The 14,534-nt window shown below is 62.9% G+C and carries 12 protein-coding genes; 8 read left to right on the forward strand and 4 right to left on the reverse strand.

Annotated elements, in window-relative coordinates:
* Positions 1 to 1,328 (reverse strand): glycoside-pentoside-hexuronide (GPH):cation symporter (locus D2E25_RS10260; protein WP_125982521.1); only part of this gene is annotated, 1,328 nt, incomplete at its 3' end.
* A 361-nt stretch (positions 1,329 to 1,689) separates the two neighbouring features.
* Here D2E25_RS10260 and lacZ point away from each other — a divergent pair.
* The 3 genes from lacZ to D2E25_RS10275 all read left to right on the forward strand — a co-directional run bounded on the left by lacZ (position 1,690) and on the right by D2E25_RS10275 (position 7,125).
* Positions 1,690 to 4,851 carry a beta-galactosidase, LacZ type gene (lacZ, locus tag D2E25_RS10265; protein ID WP_125982523.1) on the forward strand — a complete coding sequence of 1,054 codons (3,162 nt, stop codon included), beginning with the start codon at positions 1,690 to 1,692 and terminating at the stop codon, positions 4,849 to 4,851.
* Between the two features lie 85 nt (positions 4,852 to 4,936).
* Positions 4,937 to 5,749 carry a glucosamine-6-phosphate deaminase gene (gene nagB / locus D2E25_RS10270; protein ID WP_125982525.1) on the forward strand — a complete coding sequence of 271 codons (813 nt, stop codon included), beginning with the start codon at positions 4,937 to 4,939 and terminating at the stop codon, positions 5,747 to 5,749.
* A 71-nt stretch (positions 5,750 to 5,820) separates the two neighbouring features.
* Positions 5,821 to 7,125 carry an N-acetylglucosamine-6-phosphate deacetylase gene (locus D2E25_RS10275; RefSeq protein ID WP_125982527.1) on the forward strand — a complete coding sequence of 435 codons (1,305 nt, stop codon included), beginning with the start codon at positions 5,821 to 5,823 and terminating at the stop codon, positions 7,123 to 7,125.
* 51 nt (positions 7,126 to 7,176) lie between these two features.
* Here the strand turns inward: D2E25_RS10275 and D2E25_RS10280 are convergent, their stop codons facing one another.
* From D2E25_RS10280 to D2E25_RS10290, 3 genes are all read right to left on the reverse strand, one after another.
* Positions 7,177 to 8,178: a LacI family DNA-binding transcriptional regulator gene (locus tag D2E25_RS10280; protein WP_100495498.1), complete on the reverse strand. Its 1,002-nt coding sequence runs from the start codon at positions 8,176 to 8,178 to the stop codon at positions 7,177 to 7,179.
* A 332-nt stretch (positions 8,179 to 8,510) separates the two neighbouring features.
* The gene (locus tag D2E25_RS10285) at positions 8,511 to 9,797 is read right to left on the reverse strand and encodes a sensor histidine kinase (RefSeq protein WP_125982529.1); all 1,287 of its coding nucleotides are present in this window, start codon (positions 9,795 to 9,797) and stop codon (positions 8,511 to 8,513) included.
* Complete coding sequence (locus D2E25_RS10290) at positions 9,794 to 10,450, reverse strand: response regulator transcription factor (protein WP_125982531.1); 657 nt, start codon at positions 10,448 to 10,450, stop codon at positions 9,794 to 9,796. The genes D2E25_RS10285 and D2E25_RS10290 overlap by 4 nt, the downstream gene beginning before the upstream one ends.
* 186 nt (positions 10,451 to 10,636) lie before the next feature.
* Between D2E25_RS10290 and D2E25_RS10295 the strand changes: the two genes are divergently transcribed.
* The 5 genes from D2E25_RS10295 (at position 10,637) to D2E25_RS10315 (ending at position 14,468) form a co-directional block, all read left to right on the forward strand.
* Positions 10,637 to 10,942: a hypothetical protein gene (locus tag D2E25_RS10295; protein ID WP_100495495.1), complete on the forward strand. Its 306-nt coding sequence runs from the start codon at positions 10,637 to 10,639 to the stop codon at positions 10,940 to 10,942.
* Between the two features lie 93 nt (positions 10,943 to 11,035).
* On the forward strand, positions 11,036 to 11,674 hold the full coding sequence (locus tag D2E25_RS10300; RefSeq protein ID WP_241217175.1) for a hypothetical protein: 639 nt from the start codon (positions 11,036 to 11,038) through the stop codon (positions 11,672 to 11,674).
* 7 nt (positions 11,675 to 11,681) lie between these two features.
* Positions 11,682 to 12,782: a peptidoglycan-binding domain-containing protein gene (locus D2E25_RS10780; protein WP_241217176.1), complete on the forward strand. Its 1,101-nt coding sequence runs from the start codon at positions 11,682 to 11,684 to the stop codon at positions 12,780 to 12,782.
* Positions 12,772 to 13,374, forward strand: a complete 603-nt coding sequence (locus D2E25_RS10310; protein WP_125982533.1) for an ATP-binding cassette domain-containing protein — start codon at positions 12,772 to 12,774, stop codon at positions 13,372 to 13,374. The genes D2E25_RS10780 and D2E25_RS10310 overlap by 11 nt, the downstream gene beginning before the upstream one ends.
* The gene (locus D2E25_RS10315; RefSeq protein ID WP_125982535.1) at positions 13,371 to 14,468 is read left to right on the forward strand and encodes a hypothetical protein; all 1,098 of its coding nucleotides are present in this window, start codon (positions 13,371 to 13,373) and stop codon (positions 14,466 to 14,468) included. The genes D2E25_RS10310 and D2E25_RS10315 overlap by 4 nt, the downstream gene beginning before the upstream one ends.
* Positions 14,469 to 14,534 lie beyond the last annotated feature (66 nt).

The following is a 14,534-nucleotide window of genomic DNA, read 5'->3' on the forward strand; positions in this document are numbered from 1 at the left end:
GTGCGGATGTTCGCGGCGGTCATGTCGGCGGCGGTGGCGTTGCCGACCATGCCGGCGGCGACGGCCACGAAGCCCACGATGCCGTTGGACAGCGCGCCGGCGATCTTGTCGAGCATCGGGCGCACGGAGAGGGTGACGGCCTCGTTGCGCTTGCCGGTCTTGAGCTGTCCGTATTCGATGGAGTCGGTCATGCTCAGGATGGCGGTCATCTGGATGGTCTGCGCGGGCAGGTAGAAGAGGACGAGCGCGACGATGACGACGGGCAGGTTCATGGGCGCGATGATGAACAGCGTGTAGCCGGCGATCATGAACGCCATGCCGGCGGTGTACAGCCAGCGGCGCGGGATGCGGCGGTTGAGCACCGGGTAGAGGGGCGTGGTGACCAGTCCGGTGATGACCGGGATGACGCCGGCGATGGAGAAGCTGTCCGGCGCGCCGAGCACGTATTTGAACTGGTAGAAGAGCACGCCGGTGGTGGCGACGTTGGCCACGGAGTACAGCAGGTAGCTCAGGGCGACCCACAGGAGCTGGTCGTTCTGAGCGATGGCCTTGAACGCCTCGATGGGGTTGCCGTTGGCCTCGGCCTTGGCGCGCAGCTCGCCCTGGTTCTCGCGGGTGCCGAACGCGACGCTCCACGCGGTCAGCAGGCCGAGCACGGCGATGATGATGGCGAACGCGGCCCAGCCGGTGCGGCCCTGCTCCCATTGGCCGGTGAACTTCCAGGTGAACCAGCTGACGACGGGCACGACGATGACGGTGACGCCGTTGTAGCCGATGGATCCGGTGAACGCGCCGAGCGCGGTGTACGTGCTGCGTTCGTGCGAGTCGGAGGAGATCGCGGGGATCATGCCCCAGTAGGAGATGTCGCGCAGCGAGTAGATCACGTCCAGCAGGATGAACACGATGACGAACAGGACCATGAACACGCCGGTGTTCACGTCCACGAGGCCGAACAGGCCGGTGAACACCATGATCAGCAGGATGCCGGGCACGAGGCCGCCGATGAACTGCCAGGGGCGGAACCGGCCCCAGCGGGTGTTCGTGTTGTCCACGAGGTTGCCGAGCAGCGGGTCGAGGAAGATCTCCGCGATGCGGATGACCACCACGAGTCCGGTGATCACCGCGATGAGGCGCGCGGCCAGCGTCTTGTCCACGTCGATGAACAGCGCGGTGGTCACGAACGTGATGAAGAACGTGCTCATCGTGTTGTAGAACGCGGCCTGTCCCAGATTGCCGAACGCGTATGCGATCTTCTGGCCCATGTTCCTCGCGGGCGCTGCCTGCGGCTGTCCGGGCGTCGCCGTGCGCTGTGTGGTGGATCCGCTCATGGTGTGGTGGCCTCCTTGCGACCTGTAAAGAATCCGTGCGCGGGAACAGCTCCGATCCCGCAAGACGCGAGTATAGAACTTTCTCGAAAAAGTAAAAAACTTTACCGCGTGTCGCAAGCAACGCCAACGAATCGCATTCGTCGATTCGACGCGACGCGCAGGGAAAAGACACCGCAGCAGCCGAATTATCGTTGCAATCAATGGATTTGCACAGGTCCTCGCAGTCACCGTCGAGGCATGCGCAAGAAGTTGCGTAAATTAGTAAATATCTTTATCATCGTTGTGCAAGGAGTCACATTCGAAGGCTCCCGCACTGCGGCGGCAACGACGCGACGCAATCCGATGCGAAAGCGAGGACATCATGAACACAACCGACGATCAGCGGAAGAACGGCGATCCGATCGTCTCCCCGTCCATGCCGACGACGGCATGGCTCGCCGACCCGCGCGTGTACGCGGTCCACCGGCTCGACGCCCATTCCGACCATGCGTGCTGGTCGCACGCCCCCTCCGGCGGCGAGGGCACGGATCTCACGCAGAGCCTTGACGGCGAATGGCGGGTCCGCGTCGAGACGGTGCCGGCGAACAGCTTCCCCGACGGGACGAGCGACGGACCGGATTGGATCAGCGACGTGTCGCCGCTGTTCGCCGCGCCGGGCTTCGACGACTCGTCGTTCCCCCGCGTGCGGGTGCCCTCGCATCTGGAGACCACGGGACTGCTCGACCCGCAGTATGTGAACGTGCAGTACCCATGGGACGGCCACGAGGACCCGAAGGCCCCGGCCATCCCCGAGCATGGCCATGTGGCGGTCTACCGACGCAAGTTCGCCGCGGAGGGCGCGGTCGCCCAGGCCATCCGCGAGGGCCGCACGGTGACGCTCACCTTCCAGGGCGCGGCCACCGCCATCTACGTGTGGCTCAACGGCGCGTTCGTCGGCTACGCCGAGGACTCCTTCACGCCCAGCGAGTTCGACGTGACGGACGTCATCAGGAAGGACGGCAACGTGCTGGCGGTCGCCTGCTACGAGTATTCGAGCGCGAGCTGGCTGGAGGACCAGGACTTCTGGCGGCTGCACGGCCTATTCCGCTCCGTCGAGCTCAACGCGAGACCCGCCGCCCACGTCTCTGACATCCACGCCGAAGCCGATTGGGAGCCTGCCACGTCGATCGGATCGCTCTCGCTGGACGTGCTGATCGACGGCGCCACGAACGCCGCGACGGCCGACCTCGCGTTGCGAGACAAGAACGGCACCATCGTCTGGCGCACCGCCACGGAAGCAGCCGGAACGCTGCACGCCGAAGCCGAGATCGACGACGCCGCCCCCTGGAGCGCCGAACGCCCGGACCTGTACGAACTGTCCGTCACCCTGCTCGACGCGGACGGCAAGGTTCTGGAGACCGCGCGCACCCGCATCGGCTTCCGGCATGTGACCATCGAGGACGGCGTCCTCAAGCTCAACGGCAAGCGCCTCGTGTTCCGCGGCGTGGACCGCCACGAGTTCGACTGCCGGCGCGGCCGTGCCGTCACCGAAGAGGACATGCTGTGGGACATCCGCTTCATGAAGCGCCACAACATCAACGCGGTGCGCACCTCGCACTACCCGAACCAGTCACGCTGGTACGAGCTGTGCGACGAATACGGCATCTATCTGATCGACGAGACCAACCTGGAGACCCACGGCAGCTGGAACAGCCCCGGCGACATCCCCGTGGGCACCTCCGTCCCCGGTGACGACGAGGCCTGGCTGGGCGCATGCATCGACCGGCTGGACAGCATGATCATGCGTGACCGCAACCATCCCAGCGTACTCGTCTGGTCGCTGGGCAACGAATCCTACGCGGGCGAAGTCCTCAAGGCCATGAGCATGCACGCGCATCGGCTCGACCCGGGCCGTCCCGTCCACTACGAAGGCGTCAATTGGAACCACGCCTATGATGAGATCAGCGATTTCGAAAGCCGTATGTACGCCAAGCCGGACGAGATCCGCGACTGGCTCGAACACGGCGACGAGCGTGGCGCGGCGAACAAGCCGTTTGTCAGCTGCGAGTACATGCACGCCATGGGCAACTCGTGCGGCGGCCTGAGCGAGTTCATCGACCTCGAACAGTACGAGCGCTACTCCGGCGGGTTCATCTGGGACTACATCGACCAGGGGCTCGTCCAGCGCCTGCCCGACGGGAGCGAACGACTCAGCGTCGGCGGAGAATGGGGCGACCGGCCGACCGACTACGAATTCGTGGGCAACGGCATCGTGTTCGCCGACCGCACGCCCAGCCCCAAGGCGCAGGAGGTCAAGCAACTGTATTCGCCGATCAAGCTCACCCCCGACGGGCACGGCGTGACCATCGAGAACCGCAACCTGTTCATCGGCACCGACGGCTACGTGTTCGCCGCACGGCTCCTCGAAGACGGGCGCGAGATCTGGCACGCCGACTACCGGTTCGACGTGGCCGCCGGAGACACCCAACGCCATGACATCGCCTTCCCGGACATCGACACGGACGGGAATACGCGCGAGGTCACCTACGAGGTCGATCTCCTGCTCGCCGAATCCACCGCATGGGCGCCGGCCGGCTACGAGCTCGCGTTCGGCCAGCTTACCGACACCCTCAACCCCGAACGGGACATCACCGAGACCGATTATGACGACGACGGCCGCGCGACGGTCACGCTCGGCCGGTGGAACGCGGGCATCCGCCGCGACGACGAGGAAATCCTCCTATCGCGCACCCAGGGAGGCATCGTCTCCTGGACGCGGGACGGACGGGAAATGGTCATCCGTCGCCCTGAACTCGTCACCTTCCGCTCCCTGACCGACAACGACCGCGGTAACCGTTCCGGATTCGACCGTGCAGCATGGTTCGCGGCCGGCCGCTACGCCATCGTGACCGATACGAGCATCACGCAATCCGACGACGGAGGACTCACAGCCGAATACCGGTACGAGCTCGCCGACCCGGGCCACACGCCCGTGACGGTCGCCTACCGCATCACGTCCGACATGCGCATGCGACTGACCGTCGAATACCCCGGCGGTGTCACCAACGCCGCCAGCCTGCCCGCGTTCGGTGTCGAATGGGAACTGCCCGGCGAATACACGCAGCTGTGCTACTACGGGCCCGGCCCCGAGGAAACCTACCGCGACCGCAAGCAGGGCGGCAAGCTCGGCATCTGGGACACCACCTCAGAGGCGAGCATGGCGCCGTATCTCATGGTGCAGGAAACCGGAAGCCACGAGGACGTCCGCTGGCTCGAAGCCACCGACATCCAAGGCCACGGATTGCGCGTCAGCCAGCGCGGCGACCGTCACTTCACAGCCAGCCTGCTGCCATGGAACACCTACATGATCGAAGCCGCGCGCCGCCATGAGGACCTGCCCGCCCCGCGCCACAACTACCTGCGTCTGCTCGCAGCGCAGATGGGCGTCGGCGGAGACGACTCCTGGGGAGCCCCCGTCCACACGGCCTACCAGCTGCCCGCAGGCAGGCCGCTCACCCTCGACGTGAACCTCGAACTCATCTGACCAGCAACGGGCGGCGGCATGCACCACCATGCCGCCGCCCGTGCATATTCCCCAAAACACACCCACATAAAAGAGACAATCAATCATGGCTGAAGTGATCATCGTCAAGAACGAGGAGGAGGCCGGCGAGATTTACGGCCGCTGCGTGGCGGACCTCATCAAGGCCAAGCCGGACGCGGTGCTGGGACTCGCCACGGGCTCCAGCCCGCTGGCCGCCTACCAGGCCCTCGCCAAGATCGTGCATGAGGAGCACATCGACGTCTCCAAGGTGCGCGGCTTCGCGCTCGACGAGTACCTGGGCCTGCCGCTCGACCACCCGCAGTCCTACCACTCCACCATCCACCGCACGGTCGTCGAGCCCCTCGGCCTCGACCCGGCCAAGGTCCACGTGCCCGGCGACGTGCTGAACGGCGCCCCGCTGGAGGACGGCGACAAGATCGCCGCCGCCGGCCCGGCCTACGATGCGGCCATCGAGGCCGCGGGCGGCATCGACGTGCAGATCCTCGGCATCGGCACCGACGGCCACATCGGTTTCAACGAGCCCGGCTCCTCGCTCGCATCCGGTACGCGCGTGAAGACCTTGGCCGAGCAGACCCGCATCGACAACGCGCGCTTCTTCGACGACGACATCAACCAGGTGCCGACCCACTGCATCACGCAGGGCATCGGCACGGTGCTCAAGGCCCGTCACCTCGTGCTGCTCGCGTTCGGCGCGGGCAAGGCCGAGGCCATCGAGGAGACCGTCGAGGGCGGCGTGAGCGCGTTCTGCCCGGCCTCCGCGCTGCAGCTGCACCCGCACGCCACGATCATCGTGGATGAGGAGGCCGCCAGCCGTCTGCGCCACAAGGACTACTACCGCTACGCTTCCACACACAAGCCGGCCTGGCAGGGCATCTGACGGCAATCGAACGGTTCGGGCTCCTTCTTTCTCTGCAAAGAAGGAGCCCGAACGCATACAGGAAGGAAATCATGACACAGGACAGAAGTGAGATCGTCGCGCACGTGACGGCGGCGTTGGAGGGCGAGGCCAAGCCTGTCGCGATCCGAGGGGCGCGCAAGGTGGATGCCCGCGGTGAGCAGTCGGGCTACTGGGTGGTCTCGAACGCGCGCGGCGTGATCGTGGCCACGGGCGCCGCGGCCGCGGACGGTACCGGCGAGGAGGCGTTCGAGCACGCCTGCCGCACGGTCGGCATCGACCCGGCCTCCCGCTCCGGAGAGGTGATCGACGCGGCCGGCCGCATCCTCACGCCCGGCTACGTGGACATCCACGCCCACGGCGCCTGGGAGAAGAGCTTCGACGACGGGCCCGACGGCATCGACGTGGCCCGCGCCGGCCACGCGGTGCACGGCACCACCCGCCAGGTGCTCTCGCTCATCACCAACCCGATGGACGTGATCTGCCGCAACATCCGCACCGTGCGCGAGAAGATGGCCACCCGCCCAGACATCCTCGGCTGCCACCTCGAAGGCCCGTTCCTCGCCCGCAAGCGCAAGGGCGCGCACGACCCGAACTGCCTCAAGGACCCGGTGCCCGAACTCGTGGACCGCATGCTCGACGCCTCGGGCGCCGACCTCGCCACTGGCAAGATCGGCTGCATCCGCCAGATCACCATCGCGCCGGAGCTTGAGCACGGCATCGGCGCCATCCGCCAGTTCGCGGCCGCCGGCGTGGTGCCCGCGGTCGGCCACTGCGACGCCGACTACGCCACCACCCAGGCCGGCTTCGACGCGGGCGCCGGCATCATGACCCATATGTTCAACGCGATGAACGGCCTGCACCATCGCGAACCCGGCCCCATCCCGGCCGCCGTGGAGGACCCGCGCGTCACCATCGAGTTCATCAACGACGGCTTCCACGTCCAGAACCCGATGGTCAAGCTCGGCTTCGGACTGGCGCCCCACCGCATCGCGTTCGTCACCGACGCGATGGCCGCCACCGACTGCCCCGACGGCGCGTACAAGCTCGGCGAACTCGACGTGAACGTCATCGACGGCCACGCCCGACTCGTCTCCAACGGCGCCATTGCCGGCTCCACGCTCACCCTGGAGGTCGCGGTTCAGCGCGCGGTCAACGAACTCGGTTTCAGCCCCGTCGCCGTCGTCGAGGCCGCTACCCTCACCCCGGCCCGCGCCTTCGGATTCGACCGGGTCAACCCCGTCACCGGAGCCCCGCTCGGCCTCATCGCCCCCGGATACGCCGCCGACCTTAACCTCCTCGACCCCGCCGACTGGACCGCCCGGCACGTCTGGTGCGCCGGCCGCCAGCTGAAGTAAATTCCTTCCAGCAAAATCGACGCCGGTGCCGCCCGTCTTCGAGACGACGTCTTACGCCTGAGGAACGAAGCTTGCGCGCGGCACCAGCTCGGTCGTCAGCAGGATGTGACGACGCACCCGCCGCTCATGCTTCAACCCATCAATCAAGGTGGAGAACGCCATACGGGCCAACTCCCTTTGATCGATCGCATACGAACTCAGCGACGGCGACGTGTACCGGGCGATTGACTGGTTGTTCACACTCACCACGGCCAACTCGTCGGGAACCGCCACGCGCAGTGCGTTCAACGCCTGCAACGCCCCCACCGCGAGCACGTCGGCGGCCACGATCAGACCATCGGGCATGCTGCCGGCCTCACGATGATCGGCCACCAGTTGCTCCGCGAGACGATAACCGTTCTCCACGGTGAACGTGCCGGACGAATACACCAATCCGTCCGTTTCCAATCCCAAGTGCGCAGCCCACTGGCGGAACGACAGTTCGCGGATATCCTCGGGATAGTCATGCGTGCCCATGATGCTGCCCACGCCACCGAGAAACGCGATGCGTCTGCGGCCCGCCGCGATCATCGCGTCCAAGGCATCCAGCATCGTCTGCGACAGATCGGGCCGTACGGAGTCAAACAGGTGCGGCGCCGGATTCGTGTCGATGCACACGCCATGCGGGAGCACTGCATGCAGGGCGCGCAGGTCCGCTTCGGGAAACACCGTGGCACCCACGGTGATGAACCCATCGAACTCCGCCGCGCGTTCCGTCAGCTCGTGTATGGACCGGATGAACGTGGGCTGGTCCAATTCCATCGACTCCGCACACTCCGCAAGAACCTTCCGCAGATCGGCGAAGTACGCATCCTGTAGCTCCTCCCCGGACGGAGGCGCATCCAGCACCGCGATCGCGGGACGGAACACGTTGCGGTATCCCAGCTCCTCGCACACTCGCAGCACGCGCCGTCGCGTCTCCTCCTTGATGGAGAACGACGGGTCGTTCAGCAAGCGCGACACCGTGCTCTGTGACACCCCGGCCCGTTCCGCAACCTCCTTGAGCGTGGCCATGACATCCTCCCCGCAAACTTTAGTAAAGGGTTTTACTACAGCATAACCCGGGGAAGCGGGGTTAGCGGTATTGGCGGCTTGGAAGTTTACCCGCAACTGGTAGACTGCACATGTCCCGGCAACAGGGGCAATGCATAGGGGTGACGGGCATGTACAGCAACATTCCCGTCACCTTTTAAAAATTGGAAGCTGATTTTATTTCCAATAGACCGACCGATACACGTTTGGATGAGACATAACGATTATCTGACATTTCCCTCAAATATCATTCATCATTTTCAGTGTAAATGAACCGATATTTCTAATGCAGGAGATGTTTAATGCTACGATTCTTATAGCGTGTCAGGTAAAAGAACTATGATTCTCAATCCACCTCCCGACCGCGCTTGCAGACTCAAATGGCCATGATGCATAGCAACAATCTCTTGCACTATGGATAAACCCAACCCGTGATGAGGTGATGCAGATCCCACATGCGTATTTATCCTATTATCCTCCCCCCTGTTAAAAGGTGACAGGAAATCATCTACCCTTGTATCGGAAAGATCCATGCCGGTATTGGATATGTCTATCGCAATGCAGGACTCGCCTTCGTATTGCCTGTCATTGGCTAAGTTTATCCATACATGTGGTTGAGCCGCACGATTATGCTGAATGGCATTCGTAATAAGGTTTGCAACCATCTGCTTAATTAGCAGACCATCGGCTAGGAGATATGCATTTTCCAGATTAGTATGCACTTGAACTCTATCTCCGATAAGTTCCATATTTTCTTGAAGAGTATTGCGAATGATCTCAGCTACATTAACTCGGCTAAGATTGGCTCGGTCTAGTTGCTGAACTTTCGACAATTCGAGTAGATGATTGACGATTTCAACCCCAGCATGATTTGAAGCCAAAGCCTTTTCGACGAAAGGCCTGCAACGCTCATCGAAAAGCTGGTTGTGCAACGGAATCTCCAATGCGGCCGAAGTGGCCGCAAGTGGATTTTTTAACTCATGTGACGCATCGGCGATAAATTCCTTTTCCCGACTGATTGCACTGTTGAGATCCTTTAACATGAGGTTGTATGCGGATGCAATAGTGTACGCCTCGTCGTTTTCATATGGAATAACGATAGGTTGCCTTTCCAATCCAGCATCGGACGCGGTAATCTGAGAGGCCACACTATTGATTCTTCGTTGTGTCCTAGTGGCGATAATCCAAGTTATTCCTCCAGATAATAGGCCAAAAACAATGATGGGGGCTATGCTTACCGCCAATATCAGATCCCGGGATTTTTTGTCTCCTTGTTCCATAGTTAGCGTTAAAGCATCCTTGCTGGAGTCATACCCGGCGGAAACGTAATCCTTATCGACTTCAGAAGGAATGGCCTGCGAATTCAAACTATGTTGTTCATCGGCATCTTCTGCCTGAGTAAAAGATTTATTTACGGTCACCGTTTCCAGTTGCCGGTTCACGACATAATACGTCATGGCGGTCACCACTCCGGTAAGCATGAAGAACACGATGACGATCGTGGTGACCAATCTTCTTCTTGTAGACCACTGAAACGGTAAATGCAGTTTCGGATGGCTGGAATGGTTCCCATTCAACGAAGGATATTTAGGCTTTTTCATGATATGCGATATCCTTGTCCGGGAACGGTCTCAATGAAATCAGTGATTCCGATTTTCGTGCGAATCGCATAGATTGTGGTCTTGACGATTCCTCTTGTATGAGCGTGATCGTCTTGCCAAATCTCACGATATAGGCGTTCTGCGCTAATCACCGCGCCGCGCGCTTCGATCAGGGTTCTCAATACGGCAAGTTCTCGTTTCCCAAACTTTAGTTCCGCGCCGTGAACAGTGATGGACCCCGTTCTGAAGTCTGCCGAAAAGTCATCTCGGTTGTAAACCATGTCATTTGCCATGCCCAAACGCCGACGCACTGCATTAACTCTGGCCAGCAGTTCGGCATATTCAAATGGTTTCGTCAAATAGTCATCTGCACCAAGATCAAGTCCTTGGACTATGTCCTCGGTTTGGGATGCTGCAGTCAGCATGAGAATGTGTATGGGATCACGCCGTTCGCTTAGTCTCTTAGCGATTTCGTCACCATGCAGTCCAGGGAGATCGCGATCAAGTATCAGCATGTCCCACTCCCCGGAATCCAGCTCCTCCAGAGCATCCCGGCCATCGTAAACAGCTTTTGCCTCCATGCCTTCCATGGAGAGTCCCATCCGTACCACATCAGCGAGATTGGCGTTGTCTTCGACAATCAGAACCTTCATACGGCCCGCTCCCTTCGCGAAACAATGCGCACACCATAGCATTCGCGTCCAACCTGGTCAGGAATCGGTCAGGTTCAGTCAGTGGCAGGTCAAAACATAATCTCGCCAGCCATGCACGTCGTAGTTTTGACTCCGGCTGGACGGACTTCCCCGTCGCGGCCTCCTTCACAAGAGAAAGGAAACAACATGATGAACATGAAGAAAAGAGTCATGTCCGGTGTGCTTGGTGCAGCACTTGCCTTGACTGGATTCGCTGGTGTCACAGCGCCGGCGATGGCAGTGGTCGGCAACGGCTCCTACATCAATGCGGCAAAGAATCTCACTTGGGCCAACGCGTACAACACAGCAGGGAACAGCGGCTATGCCCGAGCTGAAGTCGGCCGCATCGTGAACGGTAAGAAGGTTGTTTACTACAACGGCTGGAAGCACGGATACGCTTATGCGTCCTCCACCGCGGGATCTTCTTGGTACGCCCGCGGCATGCTGAAGTAACTTTCATACCGTGCTGGCGTTCCATTCGATAGCAATTCGTATGGAACGCCAACACTTTCCTTTTTATGCGCCATAGTTTTGAAGGGAATACATATGTCAAAAGATACGTTGCGCGTGGTTGCGGCTGCCGGCGTGTTGTCGGTGGTGTTGGGTTTGGGGGCGTGTTCGATGCCGGGTTCCGGGAATGCCGGCGCGTCGGACGGGGGTTCCTCCTCGTCTTCGTCGTCTTCCGGATCGTCGTCGTATGAGGCGGAGTTGAAGCAGGCGTTGCAGTCGGCGTCGAGCGATTTCGAGCGCGGGGTGTTGGAGCGCGCGGTCAAGTCGGGCAGGATCAGCGAGTCGGATTACCGCGAGGCGAACGAGAAGTACCAGGAGTGCATGGCCGCCAAGGGCGATGACGTGGAGTTCGACACGGACCAGTCCACCGGGTTGATGCAGGAGCACATGAACACGGACGATAATTACGATTCGGCCAAGGCGAACGAGGACAGCATGGCGTGCGCGAAGGGCACGAACCTGCAGATCCGCGACCTGTACGAGCGGATGGTGCAGAACCCGTCGAACGCGGACGAGATCGAACTGGTCGTGGGGTGTCTGAAACGACGCAAGCTGGTGCCTGATTCGTTCACGAAGCAGGATTACCTGACCGAGATGGGCAAGCCCGAGGGGTCGTCGAAGCTGGACACGTCGTCGGACGCGTTCTCCCAGTGCCTGGCGAACCCGAGCAAGTAGAAAGGTGATGCTCGTGTTTCGATCGGGAAAGAACAGCGCCCGCACGCGTCGGCGGGTGAACGGCGCGGGGTTCGTGGCGGCGTGCATGGCCGCGTGTCTGGCGGCGGGCATGGGCCTGGCCGTGGGGTTGGAGCGGACGGTGACGCCGCCGTCCCTGTCGGCTTCCACGGATGCGGGGAGTCTCAGGTTGGGGTCGGAGGAGTTCGACGACGCGCGTTCCCTGAACGTGGACGTGACGGCGTCGCCGGCCAGCGGGGTCGCGTTCCCGGTGTCGGGCAGAGTCACGTTCGCGTCGTGCCCCGCGGACGGGGTGGTGCGTTCGGGCTCGCACGAGTACGACGTGGACGGCACGCCTCTGGTGAGCCTGCACACGGACACGCCCCTGTATCGTGATCTGGCGTACGGGGACAAGGGCGACGACGTGACGGCGTTGCAGGACGAGCTGGCCGCGCTCGGCTACGGGGGCTCCCGGTCGGGCGTGTTCGACTGGGTCACATGGGACGCGTGGCGGCGCATGTACGCGGCGAACGCCGGCACGGCTACGGCGGCGGCCAGAATCCAGCAGGGCGCGTTCTCCCGCGCGTTGGCGGTGTGGATGCCCGCGCAGGCGATGAGCGTGTCGTGCGCGGCGTTGCTGGGTTCGACCGTGACCGGCGACTCGACGGATTCGCCCGCGTTCCGCAGCCTGGCCGGGGTCGCGTCGGTCAAGGCCGCGTCCCTGCCGGACGGCCGCATCCAGGGCGATCGCGTGGTCGAGATCAACGGCAAGGACTATCCCATCGGCGACGACGGCATCGTGTCGGACACGGCCGCGTTGCAGGCGATGGCGGGATGGTCCACGTACACGGGCGCGCGCAAGGACGGCGAGGACACTACGAGCGTGACCGTGACCTACAAGCTCAAAAAGCCGATCGGCGTGTACTCGGTGCCCGCGTCCGCGCTCACCGGGCTCAAAGGCAGCGACGGATGCGTGGTGGCGACCGACGGCACGAGCGTCAAGGCGCACGTGGCCGGCAGCTCATTGGGCCGCACGCTGGTCACGATCGACGGCAAGGCGCCCGCGCGCATCAAGGCCGATCCGGGACAGGCGGCGTGCGATGCGCGTTGACCTCGACCACGTCGGCCACCGGTACGCCGACGGCCCGCTCCTGTTCCACGATCTGACCGCGAGCCTCACGCCCGGGCACGTGTACGCGTTGACCGGGCCGAGCGGCGCGGGCAAGTCCACGCTGCTCGGCATCATCGCCGGCTGGACCACGCCCGCCGAAGGCCAAGTGACCCGACAGGGCATCGACTCGATGCGCTGGATCTTCCAGAACCCGCACGGCGTGGCCCAACGCACCGCGATCGACCACGTCAGCCTGCCCCTGCTCGCCAAAGGGCTCCCGCGCCGCGAGGCCGAGGAACAGGCGCGCACGCTCATGGACCGGTTCAACCTGACCCGGGTCGCCGACCGCAGGTTCGCGGAACTGTCCGGCGGCGAGGCCCAACGCCTCATGCTCGCCCGCGCGTTCGCGGCCCAGCCCTCGCTCATGCTCGTGGACGAGCCCACCGCCCAGCTCGACATGCACACCGCGGCCACGGTCAGCGAATCCCTCTCCCGTATCGCCCGCAACGACACGATCGTCGTGGTCTCCACCCACGACCCGAACACGCGCGACGCGTGCACCGACATCATCGATCTGAAGAACTACCAATGAACCACACCACGATGAAAGCAACCTCCGTCATCTCCGAGGCATGGCGCTCCATCACCAGCGGCGCCGCCCGCCTCGCCCCGGCCGTCCTCGCCCTGGCCCTGACCGCCGCCGGCATGGGCGTCATGGACATCGCCGCCGGCTCGGCCATCCTCGACCAGGCAAGCGCATACCGGCAATCCGGGGCCGACATCCTCGTGCTCAACGCGCCCGACGGCATCGACGCGGCATCCTGCGAACGCCTCACCAGCCTCACAGGCGTCCAGGCCGCCGGAGCGATCCGTACGACGGACCCGCTCACCCTCGCGGCCCTGCCCGACACCACCACGCCCCTCTACCAGATCACCCCGGGACTGGCCAGACTCCTCGACACGAAACAGGACACGAACACGACCGGGCTGATCGCCTCCCAACAAGTCGCCGAAACGCTCGGCGCCTCCACCGGTGGCACGATCGGCCTCGCCGACGGGCGCACCGCGCACGTCAAAGGCGTCTACCAATACCCCGACGACGGACGCACCCCCGGATACGCGTACGCGCTCATGGAGGAAACCCCCGCCACCGGCACGTTCGACGCCTGCTGGGCCAAGACCTGGCCGCAAACCAGCCAGACCCGCAACGCCCTCTGGTCCACCCTCACCCCGAACGCGAAAACCACCGGCGACGACGCACCCACCCTCGGCCAGCTCAACACCACCAAAGGCGACGGCTTCGACGGACAAACCCTCTACCGGCAACGCTCCACACGCATCCTGCCCGCCTGCGGCGCGCTCATCGCCCTCGCCATCGGATACCTCCTCATACGCGGCCGCCGGCTCGAAATCGCCTCCGCGCTGCACTGCGGCGTCCCCAAACCCGCACTCGCCACGCAGATCATCATCGAAACCGGCATCACCATCCTGCTCGCCACCGCCATCAGCCTGCCCATCGACATGACCGCCGCCAGACTCCTCATCGACACCACCGACCGAACCGCCATCACCCTCAACGCCATACAAACCACCATCACCACAGGCGCCGCCTACCTACTCGCCACCACCATCACCACCCTCCACATCAAGGAACGACACCTCTTCACCTACTTCAAAGAACGATAAAGCGCAGAAAATCATTGGAATTACGTGATCCGTAGATTCCACAATTCTCATCATCGTCGGCGGACA

Origin of the sequence: Bifidobacterium goeldii, assembly GCF_003951095.1 — a bacterium.
Classification (GTDB): domain Bacteria; phylum Actinomycetota; class Actinomycetes; order Actinomycetales; family Bifidobacteriaceae; genus Bifidobacterium; species Bifidobacterium goeldii.